Origin of the sequence: Lacisediminimonas sp. (assembly GCF_030645335.1) — a bacterium.
GTDB lineage: Bacteria > Pseudomonadota > Gammaproteobacteria > Burkholderiales > Burkholderiaceae_D > Lacisediminimonas.
This window is the reverse complement of sequence record NZ_JAUSNH010000229.1, coordinates 1-24,796: the sequence shown is the minus strand read 5'-3', so window position 1 is coordinate 24,796 and position 24,796 is coordinate 1. Positions and strand designations below refer to the sequence as shown.

Genomic DNA, 24,796 nt, shown 5'->3' with positions numbered 1-24,796 from the left:
TTCAGTAGCAAATCACTGACACTCCATCGCAAACGCTGTGCCAAGCGCAGCGCTGTCCGACGTTTCAAATCCCCGCAATGAAAATAGTCATGGAATCAGCAACTTGAATGATTCCCTGTCTATGCTGACAAGGACTGGAAGCTTGTCTCCCGCCCTCAATTGTGTTTCAATGAAACAGTCTTTATGAAACATTGAAACAAAACTGAAACATGGCTCGAGCTGACCTTTCCCCGCCTGCCAGCGACGACAAACCGGTCATCTGGACTGTCTCCATTTCCCGGCTATCGGATTTGTTGCGCGACATTACGGTTGAGTTCGATGGCCAGGCTGTCATTGAACCGATCAGCCTTGGCTTTGAGGAGGCCGTGCGTCACATCCGCGCGCGGCTGGAAGACGAGCGCTGCGATGCCGTGATCGCTGCCGGCTCCAACGGCGCCTACCTGAAGGCGCGGCTGTCGATACCCGTAATCGTCGCCAAAGCCAGCGGCTTCGATTACCTGCAGGCCCTGGCGCGCGCGCGGCGCATTTCGCCCAGGATCGGCATCGTCAGTTACCAGGAAACCCTGGCCGACCTGGCCGACTTCCAGTCGACGTTCGGCTTGCAGATCCTGCAACGGACGTACGCCACCGAGGAAGATGCGCGGCTGCAGATCGGCGAATTGAAGGCAGCCGGCGTGGAGGCCATCGTCGGCGCCGGCCTGGTCACGGACCTGGCGGATGAGGCGGGCGTGACCGGCGTGCTGGTCTACTCGTCGTCATCGATCCGGCAGGCATTCCAGGAGGCATTGGAGCTGGCGCGACAGGCGCAGTTGCAGGCCGCCCGGCAACCGGTACGTCCGGCCGCCGAACATTTCAGCGCCCGTCACGGACTCAATGATTTGCGTGGCGAATCCCACGCCATGCAAGCCCTGCGGCAGTCGATCGTGCTGTACGCAAAGTCGCCGGCCACGGTGTTGATCCAGGGCGAAACCGGCACCGGCAAAGAATTGGTGGCACAGGCGATCCATCGCGAGAGCGCCATCGCCCAGCGCGTGCGCAAGCCCTTCGTCGCTGTCAATTGCGGCGCCATTGCCGAGTCACTGCTGGAGTCGGAACTGTTCGGTTACGAAGAAGGCGCATTCACCGGCTCGCGCCGCGGTGGCCACGCCGGCCTGTTCGAGGTGGCGCACGGCGGCACGCTGTTCCTGGATGAAATCGGCGAGATGCCATTGCCGCTGCAAACCAGGCTGCTGCGCGTGCTGGAAGAACGGGAAATCGTGCGGGTCGGCGGGACGCGGCCGATTCCGGTCAGCGTACGCATCATCAGCGCGACACATTGCGACCTGTTGCAACGCGTGCAGGATGGCCGCTTCCGGGCCGACCTGTTTTATCGGCTGTCGGTTTTACGCCTTTCGCTGCCGCCCTTGCGTGATCGGGTCGAGGATATCGGGCCGCTCGCCGAATGGTGCCTGAAGAATGCGCTGGCCGACCTTCGTGTTCGCCCCGGAACCAACCTGCATGCCGAAACCGAAGCCTGTACCAGCCTGTTGCATGGCTACGCGTGGCCCGGGAATGTGCGAGAGCTGCGCAACCTGATGCAGCGCGCCGCGCTCTATCTGGCCGCAACGCCATTACAGGCGTTCGGGCCGGGCTTCCTGCTGAAGGTCGCGCCTGAGTTGGCGCCAGGAGCGGCAGGTGCTGCGACCGGCGTGGCCGGGGCCGAAGCGCAAGCGGTGGTGGACAGTGACGGGCAAGCCGCCACCGAAAACCTGGACCAGTTGATGGCGCAATTTGGCGGCAATCGCAATGCGCTGGCCCGCCATCTCGGGATCAGCCGCACCACGCTCTGGCGGCGGCTGGCCGGCAAGTAAGCTACCCGACAAGGCGCAGACAAGCGCCCCGCCCTCACTCGTCCTTTGCCCCGTCTATCCCGAGTTCGTTGATCTTGCGCGTAATCGTATTGCGCCCGATTCCGAGCCGGATCGCCGCGTCGTTCTTGCGCCCGTGCGTGTAGCGCAGTGCCGACTTGATCAACGCCGATTCAAACTGCCGGCCCAGTGCGTCCATGACTTCCGGCCGTCCTGCCGACAGCATGCTGGCGGCCTCGGCCTCAAGCAAGGCGATCCAGCTGGCGCTGACCGGCGCACTGCCCAACATCGGTGCGCCCGGCAGTGCATTGGAGTACTGACTTGGTGCGCCTGCCGGCACTGCGCCATTGACGTTGATCATGGTGGTATTCGGATCGACGTTCCCGCTACCGACCTGGCCCAACTGCGACGGTATCGCGACGATGCCGTTATGCGGCGTGAGCAGCGCAACGCCGGCCTGCCCTTCGATCAATTCCGGCGGCAGGTCCTTGATCTCCACGGTCTGGCCGGGCGCCATCACGGTGATCCAGTTACAGAGATTTTCCAGCTGCCGCACGTTGCCGGGAAGCTCGAGGCCAACCAGGAATTGCATCGAATTGTCCGACATCCGCTTGGCTTCGACGCCAAGCTGCTTGGCGCTCTGGGCAAGGAAAAAACGCGTCAGGATCGGAATGTCTTCCCGCCGCTCGCGCAGCGCCGGCAGCCGCAGGCGAATCACATTCAGGCGGTGGTAAAGGTCTTCCCGAAACATGCCCTCGCGCACCCGCGTTTCCAGGTTCTGGTGGGTTGCAGCGATGACACGCACGTTTGCCTTCAAGGGCTGGTGTCCGCCAACACGGTAGAAATGTCCGTCTGACAGCACCCGCAACAGCCGCGTTTGCAGGTCGAACGGCATGTCGCCGATCTCGTCGAGGAACAGGGTGCCGCCTTCAGCTTGCTCGAAGCGGCCGCGCCGCATTGCCTGGGCGCCGGTGAACGCGCCGCGTTCATGGCCGAACAGCTCGGACTCCAGCAGATCCTTGGGGATGGCCGCGGTATTGAGCGCAATGAACGGCTGGCCGGAACGCGGGCTGTGCTTGTGCAGCGCCCGTGCAACGAGCTCCTTGCCGGTGCCCGATTCGCCAGTGATCAGGACCGTGACATGCGACTGCGACAGACGGCCGATGGCGCGGAACACGTCCTGCATGGCTGGCGCCTGGCCGAGTATCTCGGGAGTTTCGGTGAGCAGTTGTTCGACGCTGGCTTCGCGCAGGCTTTCTTCCAGTGCGCGGCGGATCAGTTCGACTGCTTTCTCCAGGTCGAATGGCTTGGCGAGATATTCGAATGCGCCGCCCTGGAATGCGGCTACGGCGGAATCGAGGTCGGAGAACGCCGTCATGATAATGACCGGCAAACCGGGATGGCGCGTCTTTACCTCCTGCAGCAACACCAGGCCGGATTCACCGGGCATCCGGATGTCGGAGACCAATACTTGTGGTGTGCTGGTCTTGAGCGCTTCCATCGCATCGCGTGCATTGGAGAAGCTGCGCGTGGCGAGATTCTCCCGTGCGAGCGCCTTTTCAAGCACCCAGCGAATCGATTCATCGTCATCCACTATCCAGATTGGTTTCATAAGTTTTGTGTAGTCGTCTCAAAGGCAATGGCGCGTTCTTGGTTCCGAATGCGCCAGGGTCCTGCAGAATCCAAAACCATCCGGAAAAGCGACGACTGCATGAACTCATGGCAGCGGTATCAGTATCCGGAAGTCCGTATGGCCCGGGCGGCTTTCGCATTCGATCGATCCGAGATGCTGTTGCACGAAAGTCTGCGCCAGCGTCAGTCCAAGACCGCTACCGCCGTCGCGACCCGACACCAGCGGATAGAAAATGCGGTCTTGTATCTCGGGTGGGATGCCCGGTCCATTGTCGATAATATGCAAGTCTAATGCCAGCCGATAACGGGTTTTGGCGAGGGTCATCTGGCGCGCGATGCGCGTGACGAAACTCAGCACCGCATCGCCAGCGGCGATACGCCCGGACAGCGCCTGCGCCGCATTGTGCGCAATGTTCAGCACAACCTGGATCAGTTGCTCCTTGTCGCCGCGGAATTCCGGAATCGACAGGTCGTAATCGCGCTGTATGGTCAGCCCGTTCGGGAATTCCGCCAGGATCAGGCTGCGCACGCGTTCGAACACTTCGTGGATGTTGACGTCCCCGACGATGTGCGGGCGCCGGTGCGGCGCCAGCAGGCGGTCGACCAGTGTCTGCAGGCGATCCGCTTCCTTGATGATGACTTGCGTATATTCCCGCAACTCCCTGAGCTGGCGCTCCGGCAGCTCGAGTTCGAGCAACTGCGCCGCACCGCGAATGCCACCCAGCGGATTCTTGATCTCGTGCGCCAGGTTGCGGATCAGCTCCTTGTTGGCCTGGCTCTGGTCCAGCAGGCGCTCTTCACGGTCAAGCTTGAGCTGCTGCACGTTCTCTCGCAATTCGATCAGCACCGGCTGCTCGCTGCTGTCCAGCGCGGCCACCACCACATGCACCTGGATCGGATCGTGGCCCGAACGTTCCAGGGCCATGTCAACCCGCTTGTCGGCAAACTGATGCGCCACCGCCTGCTCGAACATCGCCTCCAGTTCTTCGCTATTGACGAAGATCTCGGCCAGCGACTGGCCTTTCATCGATTTTGCCGAAATCTCCAGCAGGTTTTCAGCAGCCGGATTGGCGTAGCAGATGCGTTGCCCGGCGTCGAGCAGCAGCACGGCAGACGACAGCAGGTCGAGCCCTGCGGTAGGGAATAGAGGGGTATTCACGTATTCAGTATCAATGAATCAACAAGTCAACGAATCAAGGAATCAGCGGATTGGCGGATGCACAATAAGCGAAAGGCCGCACCGGGCGGCCTTTTGATCGGAACAAGAAGGGCACTGGCCGCTATTTCAGGTTAGCGATCTCGCGTTTCAAGGCTTCGATATTTTTTTCGGCGCGCGCCAGGTCCTGCTTCATCGAGGCCACACGATCCTGGTACTTGGCGTAATTGCGTTCGTCGCCGCGACGTTCCGGTTCGCCGCCATTGAACTCCTGGCGCAGCGTGGCCATTTTCTTTTCCTCGGCTTTCAGCTCGTCGGCGAGGATCTGCATGCGGTCATTGTCGCGCACCTTTTGCGCACCGCTGTCGATACGGGGAAAGTCGCCGGGCGATGCCGCAGGCTTGGCTGCCGCCGTCTGCGCAACCGGCTTCTTGTAGGATGCAGGAGGGGCAGCGATCATGGCCGGCGCTGGCAGGTCGACCCGCTTGCAGCCCTTGGTGAGCCCGGTATTCTTGTACTCGCGTGTGCCGTTTTCGCCGACGCAGACATAGACGTCGCTTTGGGCGTGCGCCACCCCGGCCAGCGCCATCAGCAATACTGTCAGTTGTGCTTTCATCTAGTTGTTTCCGCACCGTAACAGACGGATGATCAGTTTAGGCCAGTTGCCCGTGCAATTCAAATCTGGCTGCCCGACGCCGACCAGAATGCAACAACCGGACGCAAAAAAGCGGAGCATTCAACAGCCTGCTCCGCCTTGTACCAGCGTCGTGCGCACCCTCGGCGCACCGGACAAGCGGGCTTCCCGCACCCGCCATGTTGCGGCGCAATAGCGCCACAAGCTGCCAGATCCCGGGCGCCGGCTGACGAACTCAGTCCTGCTGACCCAGCCACTTCACATGCTGGGCTGCATTTGCGCCGATTCGGCTTTCGTCGACCGCCAGATCCTTGAACTTCGCCCTGGTGAAGCGTTCTTTCTGGTCAAACGGCACGGTGGCGTCAATGCCGAGCTTGGCGCGGATACCGTCACGGCCTTTGCGGACATATTCATGTCCGCGCGCGCCTGGAATGACGATCAGGTCCTGCGATGCCTCCATGCGGGTAGCCAGCGCATACTCCACATCGGCCGGGTCATGGATGTCGATATCGCTATCCACCGCGATGATCATGTCCAGGTCCTTGAGCGCACCAAACGACGCCAGGATCGCATTGCGCTGCAGGCCATCGTGCTGCGCCGAGGTTTTCTGGACACTCAGCACGGCATGGAAGCGGTGCAGACCGCCAGCGGTGATCTCGACATCGTTGACGAAAGGCGTTGCCGACTGCAGCACCTTGAGCAGGCTGGCCTCCAGCACATACTTGCGCAGCATGACCGTTTCCCGGCCATAGCCATTGATCGCGTAGTAAATCGGATCATTGCGATGGCCGATCGAGGTGATGTCGAAAATCGGGGCCGGGCCGTCGGCCGACATGTAGCCGATGAATTCGCCGAACGGTCCTTCATGCACGCTTTTGTTGCGCCGGAGCACTCCTTCCAGCACGATTTCGGTATTGGCAGGAATCAGCAGGTCCTGCGTGAGCCCCTTGCACACCGGCAGTGGTGCACCGATCAGTCCGCCAGCCACCTTCAGCTCATCGGCAGTTTCGGGCATTTGCGAACCCATCGTCGCCGCCGTATAGAGCACCGACAGGTCGGTGCCGATGCAGATGGCGATGGGCAAGTCTTCACCGCGCTTGCAGGCGCGCTCGAACGCCAGGCGCAGGTGGCGGCCGTAATCCATTTTCAACGCTGTCTGGTTGGGGCCGACCAACTGCATGCGGTGGTACGAGGCGTTGTAGATCCCGGTTTCCGGATCGCGCACGATGACAACGCTGGCCGTGACAAACCGGGCCGGATCGTTTTCGGCATGCCGCAGAACCGGCAGCATTTTGCCGATGTCGAAATCTTTCGTGTAGACGTTTTCCTGCCACGGCGCAGTCGGCACGATTTGCGGGTCGATCGGGTTTGCCATTGCGCGCGTGACGAACTGGCGAATACCGCGGAAATCCATGCCGAATGCCGCTTCGCAGTTGTCCTTCGACGCCAGGAAATTGCCGATCACGGGCATGCCGAATCCCTTGACTTCAGGGAACAGGATGGCACGGCCGCCGTCGCGCTTTTTCAGGACGCTGGCGATTTCATAATCGACATCGACCGGGCCGCTGTAAGTGTCAATGCGCCCCGCGGCGTGGAGCCGGCGCAGCGCAGTGCGGAATCGGGTGTCGATAATTTTTGGCAATTCTGTGGTCAACTTCATCTCCTTCTGGATTTATTATTCTCCACCCGGATGCGACCCGACAGGGACAGGCATCCACATCTGTCTTGGTCATCAACGGGGGAATGGGGATACAGATACCCGGTCAAGCGCAATGCCTGCGCGGCGGGTTCGGTATTTTATTCGACAATCCGCCGTTACGCGCCGATTAAGACGCGTAACGGGGTCTGTCCGAACCAGGATGGCGCACTGGTCAAGCGACAAGTGGCCGTGCAAATGGCTTTCTGATATGCCAGCCGGGATATTGATCCCGCAACGGGCTTTCACCCCGGGATACCTGTCCAGACTGTCGCCGGGTCGGTGCGCTGACCCGGCTATTGCAGCCGCTGCTGCTTACAGCGAGTAGTACATGTCGAACTCGATCGGATGGGTCGTCATGCGGAAACGCGTGACTTCCTGCATCTTCAGTTCGATGTAAGCGTCGATCATGGTGTCGCTGAATACGCCGCCACGGGTCAGGAACTCACGGTCGCCATCAAGATATTCCAGGGCCTGTTCAAGCGAAGAACAGACGGTTGGGATCTTTGCGTCTTCTTCGGGTGGCAGGTGGTACAGATCCTTGGATGCCGCTTCGCCCGGATGAATCTTGTTCTGCACACCGTCCAGGCCAGCCATCATCAGCGCGGCGAAGCACAGGTATGGATTGGCCAGTGGATCCGGGAAACGGGTTTCAATGCGGCGACCCTTCGGATTGGCAACATACGGAATGCGGATCGAAGCCGAACGGTTGCGTGCCGAGTAAGCCAGCTTGACCGGTGCTTCAAAGCCCGGCACCAGCCGCTTGTACGAGTTCGTACCCGGATTGGTGATGGCGTTGAGTGCACGCGCATGCTTGATGATGCCGCCGATGTAGTACAGCGCGAAATCGGACAGGCCAGCATAGCCGTCGCCGGCAAACAGGTTCTTGCCATCTTTCCAGATCGACTGGTGCACGTGCATGCCGGAACCGTTGTCGCCGACGATAGGCTTGGGCATGAACGTCGCCGTCTTGCCGTAGGTGTGGGCCACGTTCTGGATCACGTACTTCATGTTCTGGGTCCAGTCCGCGCGCTCGACCAGGGTGGAGAACCGGGTACCGATTTCGTTCTGTCCGGCGCCTGCCACTTCGTGGTGATGCACTTCGACAGGAATGCCCATCGACTCGAGGATCAGGCACATTTCTGAACGCATGTCCTGGAAGCTGTCGACCGGTGGAACCGGGAAATAGCCGCCCTTGACCGTCGGCCGGTGGCCGGTATTGCCGCCTTCGAGTTCCTTGGCGGTGCTCCAGGATGCTTCTTCCGAACCAATCTTGACGAAGCAGCCGGACATGTCGATCTGCCAGCGCACGCTGTCGAAGATGAAGAATTCCGGCTCCGGGCCAAAGTAGGCGGTGTCGCCCACGCCGGATGATTTCAGGTAGGCTTCGGCGCGCTTGGCAATTGAGCGCGGATCGCGGTCGTAACCCTTGCCATCCGATGGCTCGATGACGTCACACTGCATGAACAGCGTGGTCTCTTCCATGAACGGATCGATGTTCGCGGTGTTTGCATCCGGCATCAGCAGCATGTCCGATGCTTCGATGCCCTTCCATCCAGCGATGGAAGAACCGTCGAAGGCATGACCGGACTCAAACTTGTCCATGTCGAAATGCGAAACGGGAACCGTGACGTGCTGCTCCTTGCCCCGGGTGTCAGCGAAACGGAAGTCAACGAACTTGACTTCGTTGTCTTTCACCATCTTCAAGACCTCTGCGGCCGTCCTTGCCATGCGAATTCTCCTAAAAGAGTAGTGCGAATAATGTTGTTGTCAGGGACCTTGGCTCAGCGAACTTTGCAACAAGTTCCGTAGCAGCAAGTGCCTAAATCCAGCCCGACATGATAGCAGAAAGCATGCCACCGCTTTGCGCTAAGCACGTGCAACCCGGATGTGAGGAATGCATTGATTTTGAAGGATATTTTATTCAGCGGCTCAATCTTTTTGCAACGCGCTGCCAAACAATCCTCAAGATGGTGCGCACCTCCTCTTTAAGGCACCAATATGGTGCTTTAATCCCATTACGCACAATCTTGGTGCAATACGAATTGCGGGTGAATCCGGCTGCCAACAGATTGTTTATAATCCAAATCAATCCATCCATCCTGAGTACTGAGCGCCATGCAAACTGCTGACGACATTCTTTCTGTAGCCCGTGAACGCGGACAAGACGGATCCCTTCCCTATGCCGGGGCAATGACGCCGACAGAAGCGCATGACTTACTGGTAGCCAACCCCAGGGTCAGGATCATCGACGTCAGGACCACTGCCGAGCGGGACTGGATCGGCCGGGTACTGGTCGCCGAGCCGCAGCATCTGGCGGTACAGTGGACACTTTATCCGGGCGGCGCGCCCAATCCCGATTTCATTTCACAGTTGGGCCAGGTTGCCGCCACCGACGATGTGCTGCTTTTCCTGTGCCGCTCCGGCGTTCGCTCACGGCATGCCGCCAAGGCAGCGACCGAGCAAGGCTATGTCCACTGCTTCGACATCCTGGAAGGTTTTGAAGGCAACAAGGACAGCCAGGGCCATCGCAAGACTGTGGGTGGCTGGTGCTACGCGGGCCTGCCATGGTCGGGGGCCTGAGCGGCCGCGCCGGCCGCACACAGCGGTCTGGCGGCATCGCGGCAGTCGCTTCACGCCGGTAGCCTGGCGTCGGCGTGGCGACCCGGCGCTTCGCCGCCATCCAGTGCGGCGATCCGCTGGCGCACGAAGTTGATATGGCTGCGCAGTCCATATAACTCTTCGGCAAATGCCAACGGGATCGAAATCTGGTTGACTCGGTCTTCTATCTCGCTGAGTCGCTCCAGTTGCAACGCATGCACAGTGGCGCGCTCGGCCGGCGACGCCGATTCGATCGCATGCTCAACGGTCCGCAGCTCGCCGTACCAGCGAAATACGCGTGAGCGCACGCGCCACACGTAAAGTGGCGGCACCACCCGCGTCAGCGGCAGCAGCAGCGCGCCGACAGCGACGATCACGACCCACATCCGTTCGAAAAAATTGGCCAGCCAATAGGGCAGGTATCGCTGCAGCAAGGGCGGGCCGTTCTTGTAAAATTTTTCGGCATCGGGCGCCACGGGAATTTCGTTATAGCCGGCGTTGGGAAACTCGCCATGGCGCCGGAACCAGCCGGCACGGCCATGGATCTCGGATGCGGCCTGCACGAACAGGTCGACCAGCGCCGGATGCAAGTCTTCCCGCGCCACCAGCGTGGCCGTCGGCGCGATCAGTTGGTAGTCGCGTGATGGAATGTCGCGACCAAGGTCTACGATGCCGCGCGGCAGCGTGACATGCGTCATGAAGGGGAAGCGCCGGCTATAGGCCTGAGCCTGGGAAAAATCGAACAGCTTGATGCCGGGCGTTTGCAGCAGCATCTGGATCAGGGGCGCATTCGGCGCCGAACTGAACACCAGCGCATCGATCCGGCTCTCCAGCAATTCAACCGTGGCCGGCGTATTTTCCAGCTCGCCAAGGACCAGGTCAGCGGGCTCGATGCCGTTGACCGACAGGATTTTACGGAATAATCCGGGCACACCACTGCCCTCGGGACCGATATTCACCCGCAAACCTTTAAGCTGCGTGATGGTGCCGATGTCGCGGTTGTCGCGATAGAACAGCCACACCGGCTCGGTGAACAAGCTGCCCAGCGATTGCAGGCCCGGCGCATGTTCCGGATCGGCAGAACCGCTCTGGACGAACGCGATGTCGATCCCGGAGCCAGGGTCCTTCAGGCGTTCAAGGTTTTGCTGCGAGCCCTGGGAGCGCTGCATGCGCACTTCGATCCCGTGTTTCTTGAGCTTTGCAGCGTACCGGCGGGCGAACTGCTCGTAGGAGCTGTTTTCCTGCCCGCTCGACAGGGTGACGACTTTGGGCGGAAACGGATCGACCAGCCAATAGGCCAGCGCGCATAAAAATACCACCAGCAGCAAGGGCGGACCGGCGGTCACGATCAGGTCGCGCAGGGCAAACTTTGAGAACTGCAGCATCTTTGGCATGCGTCGAACCGGATCGTGCGAAAGACCTCACCATGCCAAGAAAGCCGGCACAGTGCAAGCCGCCGGGCCTTACAACCGGGCGGCGTGCTCGCGCGTGGAGTGGAAAGTAATGCCGGGCCAGCGCTCCTGCGTCAGCCGCAGGTTCACGCCGGAAGTGGCCAGGTAAGCCAGGTTGCCGGCGGCGTCATGCGCAAGGTGCTGCCCGGCGGATGATCGCTCGAAATCGGCCAGCATTTTCTTGTCCTCGCAAGAGACCCAGCGCGCGCTGCTGATGCTGGTGCCCTCGAACACGGCATCGACCCCGTATTCATTCAACAGGCGGCTGGCGACCACTTCAAACTGCAGCACGCCAACCGCGCCGAGCACCATGTCCTGGCTGTGGACTGGCTTGAATACCTGTACCGCACCCTCCTCGCCCAACTGCTGCAAGCCCTTGTGCAACTGTTTGACCTTGAGCGGATTGCGTATGCGTACCGAGCGAAAGAAATCCGGCGCAAAAAACGGTATCCCCGTGAACTGCAGCATTTCTCCTTCGGAGAAGCTGTCGCCGATCTGCATGTTGCCATGGTTGGGCAGGCCGATGATGTCGCCCGCATAGGCTTCTTCGATCTGCTCGCGGCTGGAGGCCATGAAGGTCACCACGCTGGAAACCTTGATCTCGCGATTGAGGCGCAGGTGCTTGATTTTCATGCCGCGCTCGAAGCGGCCCGAGCACACCCGCAAGAACGCGATGCGGTCGCGATGCGCCGGATCCATATTGGCCTGTATCTTGAACACAAAGCCCGAGAACGACGGCTCACGCGGCGCTACCGCCCTGACGGTTGCGTCGCGCGGGCGCGGCTCCTGCGCCCAATCGAGCAATGCATCGAGAATTTCGCGCACACCGAAGTTGTTGATCGCCGAGCCGAAGAACACCGGCGTCTGCCGTCCGGCAAGGAAGGCATCAATGTCGAACGGATGGGATGCGCCATGCACCAGTTCGACTTCCATTTTCAACTGTTCGATCTCCAGCGGAAACATCGCAGCCAGGCGCGGGTTGTCGATGCCTTTGACCACTTCGAAGGTCTGGTCCGCACGCTCGCTGCCGGCGGCGAACAACATGATCTCATCGCGCAGCAAATGGTAGACGCCACGAAAACTTTTGCCCATGCCTATCGGCCATGTCACCGGCGCGCACTGGATTTTCAGCACCGACTCGACTTCGTCGAGCAACTCCAGCGGATCGCGGGTCTCGCGGTCCATCTTGTTCATGAAGGTGATGATCGGCGTGGCGCGCATCCGGCATACATCGAGCAACTTGATGGTCTGCGACTCCACGCCCTTGGCCGCATCGATCACCATCAGCGCCGAATCCACTGCAGTCAGGACCCGATAGGTATCTTCCGAAAAATCCTGGTGGCCGGGCGTGTCGAGCAAGTTGACGACATGATCCCGATACTCGAACTGCATGACCGAGCTGGCAACCGAGATGCCGCGCTGCTTTTCAATTTCCATCCAGTCGGAAGTCGCATGCCGGCCGCTCTTTCGCGCCTTGACGGTGCCGGCAAGCTGGATCGCACCGGAAAAAAGCAACAGTTTTTCGGTCAGCGTGGTCTTACCCGCGTCCGGATGGGAAATGATGGCAAAAGTGCGGCGGCGGGCAACCTCGCGAGCGATCAGTTCCGCCGGAACTGTGCCAGGTACGAGGGTGTCTTCGGCGGCCGCCGGCGAATCGGATGGGGTGGCCATGGAGAGGGCTGCGAAAAGCCGAACAGTCTAACTGTGTTTGGCCCGCAAGTCTAATGCACGGGCATCAATCGGCCATTGTGGCGGGCTTCATTCGCACGTCGCAACAGGGCTGCAAGACCGGCATCATCCTATCCCGCCCGGTTCGGCACTGCCGCTTGTGGCGCTGGTGGAGTGGTCAGTTGATTGAAGTCCAGTTGCATCCGTAGCAATTGTTCAGCCTGTGCCAGCCTCACCAGGCTTTGCAGTGCCTCGCGCAGCAGGTTTCTTTCCGTATTGGCAGCGCCAGGCCGGCTGATCGCCTCGACCAGGCATTCAATCACGTCGTCTGAACCGAGGGCTGGCATGGATTGCATGGCGGGCCACTGATTGAATGCGTGGAAGATTGGAAGCAGAGGAGATACCCGGTATGGAAACGAGCCGCCAATTCAGGCCCGGTTTTCCGGCGCGGCACCGCTGGAGACCGTTCTTGCTGCCGCCTTCGGCTTGAACTGCTTGTCACTGATTCGGAATTTGCGGCGCCGATCCCCCATCAGCAGGCGCAGTTCTTCAATGCTGAGGTCGGTCACTTCATGCATCCGGATCAGCAAGGACGCGCCGACTGGCAGGCGACGGTGCCGTATCTTGCTGATGACGGGCGGCGCGACCTCCAGCGCGCGTGACAGTGCAGCATCATTTTTCAATTTGAGCCGGCGAATCAGCGCCCCCAACAGATTGTCGGGGTCATAGCTGTCGGGTCGCATTTCGTCTTGCTCCATCATGGGGTGTCCTCGTCGTAGGTCAAGCAAAGCCTTGACCCATTCTGACGAGCCGCCCCCGCAACAGCCTTGCGCAATCGCAACGGCTGGCCTGTGGCGCTTGATCCAGAAAGAATTGTAGTGCGACAGTCAGGGAAAGGCAGCAAGCAGCGCACGTATCAGCCAGACCGCAAATCCGATTGCCGCTGCAATTGCCAGCACCCAGCCGGCGGGAGGTAGACCATTCATTGGCGTGGCGACCCGGTCAAGAGATTTCCGGGTCCCGGACCGTCGATCGAAACGCGCCCTGCGACGGCTCAAACGGATTCGCCGATTTTGCGACCGGCGGCGGAAGTGTGGACAAGCTGCTGACCACATCCGCATATCCGGCCTCCTCCTCCAGGTAATCGTTGCGGCAGGCCGGACTGCAAAAGCGCCGGACATTGTCGACCGCCTGATCGCAATACCAACAACTCCCCTTGGCCTGCAACGAGCCAATGGATGGCCGCTCCGAAGCGCTTGCACCGGATGCAGGTTCAGTCTTTTCTAGTTGCTGTCCCATCCACGCCTCCAGCGTCGCCGCATTGCTGCACGAGAAGGAGATTACCGGCCAGAAAAAAACCGGGGATGACGAGAATCAACTGGACTGCTGCCCGGATCCGGTTCTGCGCACAGCATCACTCACTGTCTGCTTCTATCCGTTACTTTGCACTCTCGGGGTGCCTGCCTGCTACTTCGATCCGTTACGGTTGCGATCGCTGGCGACCAGCACGCTGCAGCGTACTTTTTCGACCAGCACAGCGTCGACCGACCCGCGCCACCATCGAAGGGCAAACGGCTTGTGCCTGGCGTGTCCGACAATCACCAGTTCTATGCCGAGCCGATCGACCATTTCCTCGATCACGTCTGCCGGTTCGCCGACTTCGAGATGGCTGGTGACATTCAGCCCCGCTGCAGTCAACAAGGCCTGTCCTTCGGCAATTTCCTTCTCCATCTTCTGCTTTTCGGCGGCCAGCCCCTCTTCGACGCTCAGGACTGCTGCGGCAGCATACTCGCCGACCAGCAGGTACGGTGGTGGAATCACGACGACAACGAGATGGATCTCCGCAGTTTTGTCCGGTGTCAGGCGTATGCACTCATGCAGCGCAATTCGGCTCTCAGGGGTTCCGTTATAGGCGATCAAGATCTTGCTGTACATACCCACTCCTCCGACAGGACAACGACGTGAATTTGACTATCCAGGATATTTTGACAAACCTGACAAAGTTGACAAACCGCTTGTCGGGCTACGGTACATCACAGTGGCAAGTTCGGCAATCGAAGGCGGCGCGAGATCTCAAAAGGGAGTGAAAAGACGTGATCCGACCATTGAAATTAACAAAAAAGCAATTTCGAAGATAAAAAAAACCCGCGAACCTTGCGGTTTGCGGGTTAATCCATCCTTTTGGAGGGTGGAGGAGACAGGTACGACTATATCGGCGCGGAAAGTCCTTGTCTGCTTTCAATTCCTGATACCAGTTATTCAGGCGGCTGATATCCGGCGCCAAAGAAAAGCCCGCCGCGGTTTGGCCGAGGCGGGCCGTGTCTCCTTCCCTTTTGGGATAGATTTTTATGATGCAGCCGAATTCTGCACCACGATTGGCGCTGCGTCATTATGCAGTGCACCATAAAGTTACAGTGACTTATGCCGTAACATAAGTGATTGTTGTGCCTGTGCATCCATTTTCGAGAACACCATGCCCACCCTGTTCAACTTGCCGACCCTTGCGATAGCGATAGCCGCCTTGTTGATCGGCGCCCTCCTCGCACGGTCGCTTTGGAAACCGTCGGCCCCGAAAAGCACGCAAGTGCCCGACAAGGGCGCTGCCGACATCGCTGCGGCGATCCGGGATTATTTCAGGAAGAGCGGCGTTCTCGTGTCCGCGGCTGCCGCCCGTCTTGAAGGCAGCGCAAACTACACCGCCATGGTCGAATCCGAACCGATGAAACGTTTCCGTCTTTCGCACATCGTGGAAAAAAGCCTGGTTGAACATGTGCGCAAGACCTGCGACCTGGAACTCGACAAGGTCTACTGGCGCTTCCCGATCAGCGACACCCAGCAACCCGCCGAAAGCAAGGATGCCTACATCAATGAAGGGCTGATGAACCTGAACGACTTGTCCAAATACGAGGTCGTCGACAGTTCAATCGAGATGTTCACCCAGGCCAGCGAGAAGACACCGAAATAGGCAAAGGCCAGGCGCGCCCGGACACGCCGGGCAGATCCAGGACTAAGCTTCCCTGGCCGGCCGCCCGCTCAATGCCCTCAGATGCGCAGTCGTGCTCGATTGCAGCGCGTCAAGGCTATAGCCCCCCTCAAGGATCGACACGATCTTGCCGCCACAGCAATCTTTGGCGATCTTCATCAGCTCATCGGTAATCCAGTAGTAATCGTCGTCCTGCAGGTTCAGTCCGGCAAGCGGGTCCATCGCATGCGCGTCAAATCCGGCCGAGATGATCAGCAGTTCCGGATTGAAAGCACGGATCGCGGGCAACATTTCAGCACTGATACGCTCCCGGAAGTAGGCGGAATCGCAGCCGCGCGGCAGCGGAACATTCACGATATTGTCCGAGCTGCCCTTTTCCGCGGCAGCGCCGGTGCCGGGATAGAACGGTGACTGGTGGCTTGACGCATAGAACAGTTCGGGCCGGTCGTAAAACGCCGCCTGGGTGCCATTGCCATGATGAACATCGAAATCGACCACGGCAATGCGTTCGAGCTTGTGCGTATCGTAGGCATAGGCCGCCGCAATCGCGGCCTGGTTGAAGATGCAAAATCCCATTGCCCGGTCCGGCTCGGCATGATGGCCGCAGGGCCGGGTGGCGCAAAATACATTATCGGCCTCGCCGTTCATCACGTCGTCAACGGCGGCGCAGGCGGCCCCCACGCAGCGCATGACGGCCTCCAGCGATCCGGGCGACATCACGGTATCGCCGGCATCCAGCGCCACGTAACCGCTGCGCGGCGAGGCGTCGATGACCTGGTCGACGAAGTCCGGATCGTGGATCAGTGTCACCTGCTCGCGCGTGCCAAGCGGCGCTTCGCGCCATTTCAGATCCGCGAACTCCGGCGAGCGCAGCGCCGCCAGCACCGCCCGCAAACGCTCCGGCGACTCAGGATGCCCGGGGCCGGGTCGATGTTCAAAACAAGCGTCGTGTGAATAAATCAAGGTGTCCATCTGGTCAAGCCTCCTGTAATCGTGATCATTTGCGCCGCCGGACCAGGCGGCAATCGCCTCGCACATTGACTGTGCCTGGCAACGCCACAAGCTTGCTACAATCCGGAGCCGCCATATTCTGTAATATACGGCCTATCCATTTTCCAGCAAAAGCATCCATCCATGCCGCTCAATATCTATCTTTGCGGCCAGAAGCACTTCGGTGCCGAGGCATTTACCGCTCTTCGCCAGGCGGGTCACCATATTGTCGGCGTTTCCTCGCCGGACAGGAACGCCAAGGGCGAGCTCGACCGGCTTGCCGAAGTCGCGCAAGAGGCCCAGGTCAGGTGGATGAAATCCGGCCTGCTCAATGAAAACACGATACCGCAAGGCGTGGACCTGATCGTCGCCGCCTACTCCCACGATTTCATCAAGGCGCCGACCCGCGCGAAAACCCGCTACGGCGCAATCGGTTACCACCCGTCCCTGCTGCCGCTGCATCGTGGCAAGGACGCCGTCGAATGGACCATCCGGATGGGCGACAAGGTCACCGGCGGCACCGTTTACTGGCTTGATGAAGTGATGGATGGCGGACCGGTCGCAGCGCAGGAACACGTATTCGTCCTGCCCGGCGACACGGCCGGCGAAATCTGGCGCCGTGATCTTTCGCCGCTGGGCATCCGGCTGCTGACCCAGGTCTGCAATGACATTGCAGCAGGCAAGGTCGTCAAGAAAATCCAGAATGAAAGCATCGCGACGGTTGAACCGTCGATCCGTCCGAAAAACGCATCAGGCACCCCGCCGGCAGCCTGACTGTTTGTTGCACGGCGGATGCAACCGCATCTGGCAGTCAGCGATCGTCAGGTTCGCACATTTTGAGTCATGTCATGGTGGCGTCACATGGCGCGGCTATGCTTGATCCGTGCTGTACATGCAAACGATACGTATGACGGCATACCAGTGTGTTGAACTGCGACGTTCAATACACTGGCCCCCCCTCTCTGCCTGTTGCCATTATTTTCCACGTACCCTTTCACGCAATCCCGAATGACTCTCGAACAGATTCGCAGCCGTTTCCAGACCCTGCAGGAACAGATCAACCAACTTGCAGCCGAACTCCCCGCAGATGCGCGCATTTCATTTGGCACGCGCTACCTGACCGAGCCCTCGCCGCGTAGCGCGCGCAAGGAGTTGGTCATTACCGTGGTTGGCGAAGAGTAAGCATCTTGGTGGAATAAGGCCGGAGCCTAGCGGCCATCGCGGCCGGATGCGATGGCACGAGCAAGCAGCAGCACCGGGACAAACGCGATCGCGACAATGGTCAGCGCCGGCAATGCCGCTTCCGCCAGGCGCTCGTCTGCGGCAAACTGATAAGTGACCACGGCGAGCGTGTCGAAATTGAACGGACGCACCGTCAGCGTGGCGGGCAACTCCTTCACCACGTCGACAAAAACCAGCAAGCCCGCACTCAGCACACTGCGCCAGAGCAGTGGCGTATGAATGCGCAACAGCATGGACATCAGTCCATGGCCGAGGCTGCGGGCGCTGGCATCCATCGACGGCGTGATTTTCGCCAAGCCTGACTGCACACTCTGGAAAGCCACGGCAAGAAAACGCACCAGGTAAGCGTAGATCAGCGCCACCACGCTACCGGCCAAGCCGAGTTGCCAGCCGTGATCCGACGCCCAGTTGTCCATCCGCGATAGCGGGATCAGGATGCCCACCGCGATGACCGCGCCCGGAATCGCATAGCCCATGCTGACGATCCGGTTGCATGCACTCTGCCAACGGCTGCGCATGACACGGGCGGCATATGCCAGCACGATGCAGATCAGTACCGCGATAAAGGACGTCACCGTAGCCGCGGATACCGTATTGAACAGCCAGCCTACATAGCGGCTGCTGGCCTGCAATGCGTCTTCATGCATCAGCAGCCGCAACAACACCGCCAGCGGCAGGAAAAAACCGAACAAGAGCGGCACCAGGCAAAACACGACCGACCCGAAAGCATGCCGTCCGTGCAGGCGGCGCCGCACATGCGCCACTGCGCGCCCGCCCGCTGCGTAGTAGCGTGCCCGCCCGCGGCTCTTTTGCTCCAGCAGCATCAGCGCCGCCACGAACAGCAGCAGTACTGCCGCGATCTGCGCTGCCGCAGTCCGGTCCGAGAAGGCGTACCAGGATTTGTAAATGCCCGCGGTCAGGGTCGGTACGCCGAAGTAGGCGACCGCGCCATAGTCGGCCAGGGTTTCCATCAGTACCAGCGCCAGTCCGGCGGCGGCGGCCGGACGCGCAAGCGGCAAACTGACACTGAAAAATATGCTCCACGGACCGCGTCCCAGTACGCGCGCCGCATCCCTTAACCTCGGGCTGCGCTCCAGGAAGGCATTGCGCGTGAGCAGGTACACATAGGGATACAACACCAGCGCGAAAAGGATGCCCGCGCCGATCACGGAGCGTATCTCGGGAAACCAGTATTGCCCTGCCTGCCAGCCGAACTGCGCGCGCAGCGCGGTTTGCACCGGTCCGGAAAACTGCAGGAAATCGGTGTAGGCATAGGCCACGACATAAGCCGGCATTGCCAGCGGCAGCACCAGCGCCCATTCAAACCAGCGGCGCCCCGGGAATTCAAAGACAGCCACCAGCCAGGCGCAACCAATGCCGAGCACGGCCGCCAGCGCCAGCACGATCAGCCCGATTGCCACTGTGTTGAACAGATACTCGGGCAAGACGGTGGACCATAAGTGGGTAAAGGTACCCGCGCTTGGCACACCGGAAAACAGATTGGACAATACGCCAAGCACCGGCACGCCGACCAGCAAGGCGATCAGTAGCGACAGCGCCAGCAACAACTGTCCGCCGCCCAACCAGTGACGGGCGGGCGGCATGGCGACGGTGGCGTCGGCGTTGGCGGTTCGAAACGGCGGATTCAAAGGCTTGGAGGGCATTTTTCGTGGCATTCGCTGCCGATTGGCTGCTTGCGAGCGTAATGAGAATTATAATCATCCATCAAGGAAGCAAGCCATTAATTCGACATGAACCCGCAATATGAGTGATTTGTCCCCGCCGATTCACCTCAACGTCGACCGCATACGCGTGGGCTATACGACAGGACGCCGCATGCATGAGATCGTGCACGGCCTGTCGTTCTCGGTTCCGCAGGGCGAAATCGGCTGCCTGCTCGGCCCCTCGGGCTGCGGCAAGACGACGGTGCTGCGCGCCATTGCCGGCTTTGAACGCGTGATTGATGGCCGCATCCTGATCGGCGGGAAAGAACTGAGCAACAGCCACCTGACGGCGCCGCCGGAATCGCGCCATGTGGGGGTTGTATTCCAGGATTACGCGCTGTTCCCGCACTTGAGCATCGCCGATAATGTCGGCTTTGGCCTGCGCAAACTGTCGGCGGCGGACCGCAGCAGCCGCGTGCAGCAACTGCTGTCGATGACCGGCCTGCGCACCCAGGCAACGAAATATCCGCACGAGCTTTCCGGTGGCCAGCAGCAGCGTGTTGCACTGGCCAGGGCGCTGGCGCCGCGGCCACAACTGCTGTTGCTGGACGAACCCTTCTCCAATCTCGACATCGACCTGCGCGAACGGCTGGCCGGTGAGGTGCGCGACATCCTGAAGGAACTCGGCACCACGGCCGTACTGGTCACGCACGACCAGCATGAGGCCTTCGCCATCGCCGACCAGATCGGGGTGATGCAGGGCGGTCGCATCGTGCAGTGGGACACCGCCTACAACCTGTATCACAGGCCAGTTGACCGCTTTGTCGCCGACTTCATCGGCCAGGGCGTATTCGCCCCCGGCAATGTGGACCGCGAAAGACAACACGTGAACGTTGAGCTGGGCTCGCTGCCGCTATGGCAGGGAATGGAGTACTGCGCCACCGATGAAAAGGATGCGCAGCAGGTCGATGTGCTGCTGCGCGCGGACGATGTGCTGTATGACGAGAGCAGCGAACTGAAAGCCGAAGTGGTGCGCAAGGCATTTCGCGGCGCCCAGTTCCTCTACACGCTCAAGCTGCCCAGCGGCCAGACCGTGCTGGCGATGGTGTCCTCGCACCACGACCATGCGCTGGGCGAGAAAATCGGCGTGCGGCTGGCAGCCGATCATGTAGTGACATTCCCTCGCATCACGCCGACCGCCGGCGGCTGAGCAATCCCCGGTCAGGCCAGCCGGTTTGCCACCGCGCGCAGCCGCTGCTCGGCCTGCGCATCGAGCGGCGCCGGCAAGCTGCACAGTTGCAGCAGCAGGCTGTGCGGCGACAGCGATTTTTCGCCCGACTTCAATGACGACTGCAGCACCTCGACCTGCACCTTCAGGCGCTCGCGCGCGAAGGCTGGCGGGCTGTCGATGCCGAGCTGGATTTCCGCCCGCAACAGTTGATGGGCAAGCAACGGCAAGTTCTTTTGCAGCTGCGCCGGATATGCGGCATCCCGTTGCTCAAGTGCCTGCATGCCCTGCTCGAAGCGCCTTGCCAATGCACGTTCGGCCTCGGTAGAAACAGCGGGCAGCCCTTCCCATTGGCTGCGTGCTTGCTGGCCCGCTGCGCCCGGCTCGCCCGCCATCAGTGAACGTTCAAGTTCGAGGCACAAGCCAAAGCGCTGGGCCAGCACGTCGCCGCGCATCTGGCGCGCTCCGCGCTCGCCGTCATCGAGCCGCTTTTGCAAGCCGGCCAGCGCACGCTGGAAGCGGGTTTCTATCTGCCGCTCCGCCGCCCTTGGCACCGCACCGGACTTGGTCCATGCGGCCCTTGCTTCCCGCATTAGCGTGCGGATCGCTTCAGGCTTTTCCTGCAGCGCCGCTTCCAGGCGTGCGCACAAGGCTTCGCGCTCGCGCAATTGGGTACTGCGTTCGGCATCGGCCGATTTGACATGCTGCTTGCGCTTGGCAAACAGTTGGTCGCACGCCGCCCGGAAGCGCTGCCACAAGGCGTGCTCGTCATGCCGGTCGAGCGGCAGGTTACGGGCCCGTAGCTGCCAGCGTTGCTGCAAGGCCTGCAGCTCTTCGGCCGCCCGGCGCTGTGCCGGGTCGATTGCCTGCGCGGCTTCGATCAAGCGCTCACGCTCGTTCTTTTCTACGGACTGCAATATCGACAAGGGCTTGGTCAGCCGCGCCATCGCCGTGGCAAATTCGGCGTCGAGCGATTTTTTCGGTTTGCGATCGATTGGCCCTAGTCGACGCCATAGCTGCTGCATTCGATCGCAAAATCCCGCGATCGCTTTCCAGTCCGGCTGCGGACCGTCGACGCGCGCAGCACCGACGCCGCCTTCATTCGTGTCGCCGGCGTCGGCAACTTCCCCGACCTTGCCGGCTTGCTCCAGCTGGTCGGCCTGGCCGCGCACCTCGGCCAGCAAGGCCCGCGCGCGCTCCAGGTTATCCTGCCGTTCCTTGGCCAGCTTCTTGAAATGTTCAGCCGCCGGCGCATAAGCGGCGGTGCATGCCGCGTCGAATCGTTGCCAGGCATCTTTGCTGGCCGGGCCGGCCGTGGCGTCCAGCGCCTTCCAGCGCTCGCGCAGGCCGGGCACTTCACGGGCCAGGTCGGCGACCGGCAGCTTGCGTGACGGCAGCTCCAGCGCAGTCTTCTGTAATTCTTCGCGCGAGATCTTGCCGCCCCACTTTGCCCATCCCTGCAGGCGACCGAGTTCGGCGCGCGCGTTTTGCAGGCGCATCTTTTGCTCGCCGCGCAGATGCGCAACGGACAAGTCCATTTCACGTAATTTGTGTTCATGCCCGGCGGCATCGAGCAAGGCGCCATTGCGCAATGCCTCTTCCATCGCGGCCATGGACTGGCTGAACAAGTCGCGCGCCTGGCGCCGCCGTTCGGTCTCGCCATCCGCCTCGGATTGACGACGACCTGCCAGCTTCGCCAGCAATGCCTGGAAGCGCTCCTGCAGTGCGGCGTCGTCCAGCGGGTGCAGTGGCGCCAACGCCTGCCATTGCTGCCGCAAGACGGCTTCATCGAGCGCCCCGGCGTCAGACTCTTCCCATTCGAGCAGCAAATCCTGGCAGGCCATCACCGCGGCATAGCGCTCCTGCAGCGTTTCCAGCGCGGCGCGCAATGCCTCATGCTTTTGCCTGAACTCAGTCAGCACGCGTTTGGGAAGCGACGGCGCCTCGGCAGAGGCCCACAAGCCGGCCATCTCTTCCTCCAGCTGGTCCAGCGTCGCCGCGACCTGCGCTGGCGCCAGCAATTGGCCGCCGCTCGGCTCGGCATCCGCGATCAGTCGCTGCAAGCGTGCGCCGACATCTAGCACCGCATGTTGCAGTCGGGCCTGGGCGTCCAGGCGTTGCCGCAGTTGTTCTCGCAGCGCATCGAACTCGGCGCGCACCGACTCGGGCGCGTCCCCCACCAGCGACCATTCGCGGTCGAGGTCGCCGACCTGGTTGACCAGCAGCGGCGTGGCTGCGACCAGGGACTGCGCGTGCTCCACGGCACGCTGCCCGCGAGCAGTCGCCGCTTCGCGCTCGGCCAGCACATCCAGCCGTTGCTGCAGCAGCTTTTCGACACGGCGGTCGCTGTTGCGCACGGCCGCCAGCACATGCTCCAGCAAGGGGCGGGAATGGATCCAGTCCGCCGCCATCAGACGGGCGTCCGGCCAACTGCACTGGAGCAGGAAATCTGCCGCTTGTGACTCGTCATGCAGTTGCTGCGCCTGGTCAAGCGCCTGTATGCGCTCGGGCGGCATGTCGTGCTGATCGGCTGGATTCGGGTTGTGATTCATGATGGAAGCGGGTGACGCACTAGGAAGCAAGCTGCCAGGCAGCGGGAGAACAGGCGCCCACATCATACCAAGCGGACACGCCCTCTGCCGGGGAACATCCATGCCGCTCCAATGCAGCGTCAGTGCAAGGACTATCCGGCACCACCGCACCATTGAAGTACATCGCCATCACATCAGCACCATCGAAGGACAAAAGCGCACCGGCGAGAAGCGTGCGCAGCCAGCCAGGGATTACTTGCACCACGATCGTGTTGGCACACTCCATGCTAACCATTGCCATGCGTAATCGCAGCAAGCACAGCAAAGCAGCAACCTCCCCTCATAAAACTCTAGGAGTATCTATGTCCCGACGCATTGCACTGAAGGCGACGGCAGCAGGCGCCCTCGCGCTGGTTGCTTCTGCCTGGCTACCGAGCGCCCTGGCAGCCGACACCATCAAGGTTGGCATTCTCCATTCGCTGTCCGGCACCATGGCCATTTCGGAAACCTCGCTCAAGGACGTGGCGCTGATGACGATCGACGAGATCAACGCCAAAGGCGGTGTGCTGGGCAAGAAGCTGGAAGCTGTAGTCGTGGATCCGGCCTCCAACTGGCCACTGTTTGCTGAAAAAGCGCGCCAACTGGTCGGCCAGGACAAAGTTGCTGTCGTGTTTGGCTGCTGGACGTCCGTGTCGCGCAAGTCAGTGCTGCCGGTGTTCAAGGAACTCAACAGCCTGCTGTTCTATCCGGTGCAATACGAAGGCGAAGAACTGGAAAAGAACGTGTTCTACACCGGCGCTGCACCTAACCAGCAAGCGATTCCTGCCGTTGAGTACCTGATGTCCAAGGATGGCGGCGGTGCCAAGCGCTTCGTCCTGTTGGGCACCGACTATGTCTACCCGCGCACGACCAACAAGATCCTGCGCGCCTTCCTGAAGTCCAAGGGCGTCAAGGAAACCGACATCGACGAGGTCTATACCCCGTTTGGCCACTCTGACTACCAGACCATCGTCGCCAACATCAAGAAATTCGCTGCCGGCGGCAAGACTGCTGTCATCTCCACCATCAATGGCGATTCCAATGTGCCGTTCTACAAGGAGCTGGGCAACGCCGGCCTGAAGGCAACCGATGTGCCGGTCGTGGCGTTCTCGGTGGGTGAAGAAGAACTGCGCGGTGTCGACACCAAGCCCCTGGTTGGCCACCTGGCTGCCTGGAACTACTTCATGAGCATCAAGAACCCGGACAACACCGCGTTCATCAAGAAGTGGTCTGACTACGCCAAGGCCAAGGGCATCGCTGGCCACAAGGACAAGCCGCTGACCAACGACCCGATGGAAGCCACCTACATCGGCATCAACATGTGGAAGCAGGCCGTCGAGAAGGCCAAGTCCACGGACACCGACAAGGTCATTGCCGCCATGGCCGGCCAGACCTTCAAGGCACCGTCGGGCATCGTCTCGAAGATGGACGAGA

The 24,796-nt window shown here is 60.8% G+C and carries 23 protein-coding genes; 8 read left to right on the top strand and 15 right to left on the bottom strand.

Annotated elements, in window-relative coordinates:
- Positions 1–209 precede the first annotated feature (209 nt).
- A complete protein-coding gene (gene prpR, locus Q7T64_RS15690; protein WP_304797634.1) occupies positions 210–1,850 on the top strand; it encodes a propionate catabolism operon regulatory protein PrpR in 1,641 nt (546 codons plus the stop codon).
- Positions 1,851–1,884: 34 nt separating this feature from the next.
- Here the strand turns inward: prpR and ntrC are convergent, their stop codons facing one another.
- From ntrC to glnA, 5 genes are all read right to left on the bottom strand, one after another.
- On the bottom strand, positions 1,885–3,459 hold the full coding sequence (ntrC, locus tag Q7T64_RS15685) for a nitrogen regulation protein NR(I) (protein WP_304797632.1): 1,575 nt from the start codon (positions 3,457–3,459) through the stop codon (positions 1,885–1,887).
- A gap of 105 nt (positions 3,460–3,564) precedes the next feature.
- Positions 3,565–4,638, bottom strand: a complete 1,074-nt coding sequence (gene glnL, locus Q7T64_RS15680) for a nitrogen regulation protein NR(II) (protein ID WP_304797630.1) — start codon at positions 4,636–4,638, stop codon at positions 3,565–3,567.
- Positions 4,639–4,759: 121 nt separating this feature from the next.
- Positions 4,760–5,251 (bottom strand): DUF4124 domain-containing protein, encoded by a 492-nt coding sequence (locus tag Q7T64_RS15675; RefSeq protein WP_304797628.1) that lies wholly within the window; start codon positions 5,249–5,251, stop codon positions 4,760–4,762.
- 253 nt (positions 5,252–5,504) lie between these two features.
- Positions 5,505–6,929 carry a UbiD family decarboxylase gene (locus Q7T64_RS15670; RefSeq protein ID WP_304797626.1) on the bottom strand — a complete coding sequence of 475 codons (1,425 nt, stop codon included), beginning with the start codon at positions 6,927–6,929 and terminating at the stop codon, positions 5,505–5,507.
- A 351-nt stretch (positions 6,930–7,280) separates the two neighbouring features.
- Positions 7,281–8,696: a type I glutamate--ammonia ligase gene (gene glnA / locus Q7T64_RS15665; RefSeq protein ID WP_304797624.1), complete on the bottom strand. Its 1,416-nt coding sequence runs from the start codon at positions 8,694–8,696 to the stop codon at positions 7,281–7,283.
- A gap of 387 nt (positions 8,697–9,083) precedes the next feature.
- On the opposite strand from glnA, the gene Q7T64_RS15660 reads away from it, so the two are divergent.
- Entirely contained in the window at positions 9,084–9,548 is a 465-nt protein-coding gene (locus tag Q7T64_RS15660; protein WP_304797622.1) for a rhodanese-like domain-containing protein, read from the top strand.
- Between the two features lie 50 nt (positions 9,549–9,598).
- On the opposite strand, the gene Q7T64_RS15655 is transcribed toward Q7T64_RS15660, so the two are convergent.
- From Q7T64_RS15655 to Q7T64_RS15630, 6 genes are all read right to left on the bottom strand, one after another.
- Entirely contained in the window at positions 9,599–10,960 is a 1,362-nt protein-coding gene (locus Q7T64_RS15655) for a TAXI family TRAP transporter solute-binding subunit (RefSeq protein WP_304797620.1), read from the bottom strand.
- 69 nt (positions 10,961–11,029) lie between these two features.
- Positions 11,030–12,688 carry a peptide chain release factor 3 gene (locus Q7T64_RS15650; RefSeq protein ID WP_304797617.1) on the bottom strand — a complete coding sequence of 553 codons (1,659 nt, stop codon included), beginning with the start codon at positions 12,686–12,688 and terminating at the stop codon, positions 11,030–11,032.
- Between the two features lie 128 nt (positions 12,689–12,816).
- Entirely contained in the window at positions 12,817–13,041 is a 225-nt protein-coding gene (locus Q7T64_RS15645; RefSeq protein ID WP_304797615.1) for a hypothetical protein, read from the bottom strand.
- A gap of 72 nt (positions 13,042–13,113) precedes the next feature.
- Positions 13,114–13,446 carry a hypothetical protein gene (locus tag Q7T64_RS15640; RefSeq protein ID WP_304797613.1) on the bottom strand — a complete coding sequence of 111 codons (333 nt, stop codon included), beginning with the start codon at positions 13,444–13,446 and terminating at the stop codon, positions 13,114–13,116.
- 241 nt (positions 13,447–13,687) lie between these two features.
- Positions 13,688–13,984 carry a hypothetical protein gene (locus Q7T64_RS15635; RefSeq protein WP_304797611.1) on the bottom strand — a complete coding sequence of 99 codons (297 nt, stop codon included), beginning with the start codon at positions 13,982–13,984 and terminating at the stop codon, positions 13,688–13,690.
- Positions 13,985–14,152: 168 nt separating this feature from the next.
- Positions 14,153–14,620, bottom strand: coding sequence for a universal stress protein (locus Q7T64_RS15630; protein WP_304797609.1), 468 nt, complete (start codon positions 14,618–14,620; stop codon positions 14,153–14,155).
- On the opposite strand from Q7T64_RS15630, the gene Q7T64_RS15625 reads away from it, so the two are divergent.
- Together Q7T64_RS15625 and Q7T64_RS15620 are read left to right on the top strand one after the other, a co-directional pair.
- Positions 14,610–15,092, top strand: a complete 483-nt coding sequence (locus Q7T64_RS15625) for a hypothetical protein (RefSeq protein ID WP_304797606.1) — start codon at positions 14,610–14,612, stop codon at positions 15,090–15,092. The genes Q7T64_RS15630 and Q7T64_RS15625 overlap by 11 nt on opposite strands.
- Positions 15,093–15,158: 66 nt before the next feature.
- Positions 15,159–15,650 carry a hypothetical protein gene (locus Q7T64_RS15620; RefSeq protein ID WP_304797604.1) on the top strand — a complete coding sequence of 164 codons (492 nt, stop codon included), beginning with the start codon at positions 15,159–15,161 and terminating at the stop codon, positions 15,648–15,650.
- A 42-nt stretch (positions 15,651–15,692) separates the two neighbouring features.
- On the opposite strand, the gene Q7T64_RS15615 is transcribed toward Q7T64_RS15620, so the two are convergent.
- Complete coding sequence (locus tag Q7T64_RS15615; protein WP_304797603.1) at positions 15,693–16,640, bottom strand: histone deacetylase family protein; 948 nt, start codon at positions 16,638–16,640, stop codon at positions 15,693–15,695.
- Between the two features lie 162 nt (positions 16,641–16,802).
- Here Q7T64_RS15615 and Q7T64_RS15610 point away from each other — a divergent pair, with 162 nt between their 5' ends.
- Positions 16,803–17,432, top strand: coding sequence for a formyltransferase family protein (locus Q7T64_RS15610; RefSeq protein WP_304797601.1), 630 nt, complete (start codon positions 16,803–16,805; stop codon positions 17,430–17,432).
- A gap of 234 nt (positions 17,433–17,666) precedes the next feature.
- Positions 17,667–17,840, top strand: a complete 174-nt coding sequence (locus Q7T64_RS15605) for a hypothetical protein (RefSeq protein ID WP_304797598.1) — start codon at positions 17,667–17,669, stop codon at positions 17,838–17,840.
- Positions 17,841–17,866: 26 nt separating this feature from the next.
- Here the strand turns inward: Q7T64_RS15605 and Q7T64_RS15600 are convergent, their stop codons facing one another.
- Entirely contained in the window at positions 17,867–19,564 is a 1,698-nt protein-coding gene (locus tag Q7T64_RS15600) for an iron ABC transporter permease (protein ID WP_304797597.1), read from the bottom strand.
- A gap of 100 nt (positions 19,565–19,664) precedes the next feature.
- Between Q7T64_RS15600 and Q7T64_RS15595 the strand changes: the two genes are divergently transcribed.
- Positions 19,665–20,774, top strand: a complete 1,110-nt coding sequence (locus tag Q7T64_RS15595) for an ABC transporter ATP-binding protein (protein WP_304797595.1) — start codon at positions 19,665–19,667, stop codon at positions 20,772–20,774.
- Positions 20,775–20,785: 11 nt separating this feature from the next.
- Here Q7T64_RS15595 and Q7T64_RS15590 read toward each other — a convergent pair whose 3' ends face one another.
- Positions 20,786–23,344 (bottom strand): DUF349 domain-containing protein, encoded by a 2,559-nt coding sequence (locus Q7T64_RS15590; RefSeq protein ID WP_304797593.1) that lies wholly within the window; start codon positions 23,342–23,344, stop codon positions 20,786–20,788.
- 19 nt (positions 23,345–23,363) lie between these two features.
- Positions 23,364–23,624 (bottom strand): hypothetical protein, encoded by a 261-nt coding sequence (locus tag Q7T64_RS15585; protein ID WP_304797590.1) that lies wholly within the window; start codon positions 23,622–23,624, stop codon positions 23,364–23,366.
- A 61-nt stretch (positions 23,625–23,685) separates the two neighbouring features.
- Here Q7T64_RS15585 and urtA point away from each other — a divergent pair.
- A partial coding sequence (urtA, locus tag Q7T64_RS15580; RefSeq protein WP_304797588.1) for an urea ABC transporter substrate-binding protein occupies positions 23,686–24,796 on the top strand: 1,111 nt, incomplete at its 3' end.

What these genes read in the sequence shown, in the direction of transcription:
- prpR (WP_304797634.1), top strand. Translation starts at nt 210, where the DNA reads ATGGCTCGAGCTGACCTTTCCCCGCCTGCCAGCGACGACAAACCGGTC.
- ntrC (WP_304797632.1), bottom strand. Translation starts at nt 3,459, where the DNA reads ATGAAACCAATCTGGATAGTGGATGACGATGAATCGATTCGCTGGGTG.
- Q7T64_RS15675 (WP_304797628.1), bottom strand. Translation starts at nt 5,251, where the DNA reads ATGAAAGCACAACTGACAGTATTGCTGATGGCGCTGGCCGGGGTGGCG.
- Q7T64_RS15670 (WP_304797626.1), bottom strand. Translation starts at nt 6,929, where the DNA reads ATGAAGTTGACCACAGAATTGCCAAAAATTATCGACACCCGATTCCGC.
- glnA (WP_304797624.1), bottom strand. Translation starts at nt 8,696, where the DNA reads ATGGCAAGGACGGCCGCAGAGGTCTTGAAGATGGTGAAAGACAACGAA.
- Q7T64_RS15660 (WP_304797622.1), top strand. Translation starts at nt 9,084, where the DNA reads ATGCAAACTGCTGACGACATTCTTTCTGTAGCCCGTGAACGCGGACAA.
- Q7T64_RS15655 (WP_304797620.1), bottom strand. Translation starts at nt 10,960, where the DNA reads ATGCCAAAGATGCTGCAGTTCTCAAAGTTTGCCCTGCGCGACCTGATC.
- Q7T64_RS15650 (WP_304797617.1), bottom strand. Translation starts at nt 12,688, where the DNA reads ATGGCCACCCCATCCGATTCGCCGGCGGCCGCCGAAGACACCCTCGTA.
- Q7T64_RS15645 (WP_304797615.1), bottom strand. Translation starts at nt 13,041, where the DNA reads ATGCAATCCATGCCAGCCCTCGGTTCAGACGACGTGATTGAATGCCTG.
- Q7T64_RS15640 (WP_304797613.1), bottom strand. Translation starts at nt 13,446, where the DNA reads ATGATGGAGCAAGACGAAATGCGACCCGACAGCTATGACCCCGACAAT.
- Q7T64_RS15635 (WP_304797611.1), bottom strand. Translation starts at nt 13,984, where the DNA reads ATGGGACAGCAACTAGAAAAGACTGAACCTGCATCCGGTGCAAGCGCT.
- Q7T64_RS15630 (WP_304797609.1), bottom strand. Translation starts at nt 14,620, where the DNA reads ATGTACAGCAAGATCTTGATCGCCTATAACGGAACCCCTGAGAGCCGA.
- Q7T64_RS15620 (WP_304797604.1), top strand. Translation starts at nt 15,159, where the DNA reads ATGCCCACCCTGTTCAACTTGCCGACCCTTGCGATAGCGATAGCCGCC.
- Q7T64_RS15615 (WP_304797603.1), bottom strand. Translation starts at nt 16,640, where the DNA reads ATGGACACCTTGATTTATTCACACGACGCTTGTTTTGAACATCGACCC.
- Q7T64_RS15610 (WP_304797601.1), top strand. Translation starts at nt 16,803, where the DNA reads ATGCCGCTCAATATCTATCTTTGCGGCCAGAAGCACTTCGGTGCCGAG.
- Q7T64_RS15605 (WP_304797598.1), top strand. Translation starts at nt 17,667, where the DNA reads ATGACTCTCGAACAGATTCGCAGCCGTTTCCAGACCCTGCAGGAACAG.
- Q7T64_RS15600 (WP_304797597.1), bottom strand. Translation starts at nt 19,564, where the DNA reads ATGCCCTCCAAGCCTTTGAATCCGCCGTTTCGAACCGCCAACGCCGAC.
- Q7T64_RS15595 (WP_304797595.1), top strand. Translation starts at nt 19,665, where the DNA reads ATGAGTGATTTGTCCCCGCCGATTCACCTCAACGTCGACCGCATACGC.
- Q7T64_RS15590 (WP_304797593.1), bottom strand. Translation starts at nt 23,344, where the DNA reads ATGAATCACAACCCGAATCCAGCCGATCAGCACGACATGCCGCCCGAG.
- Q7T64_RS15585 (WP_304797590.1), bottom strand. Translation starts at nt 23,624, where the DNA reads ATGGCAATGGTTAGCATGGAGTGTGCCAACACGATCGTGGTGCAAGTA.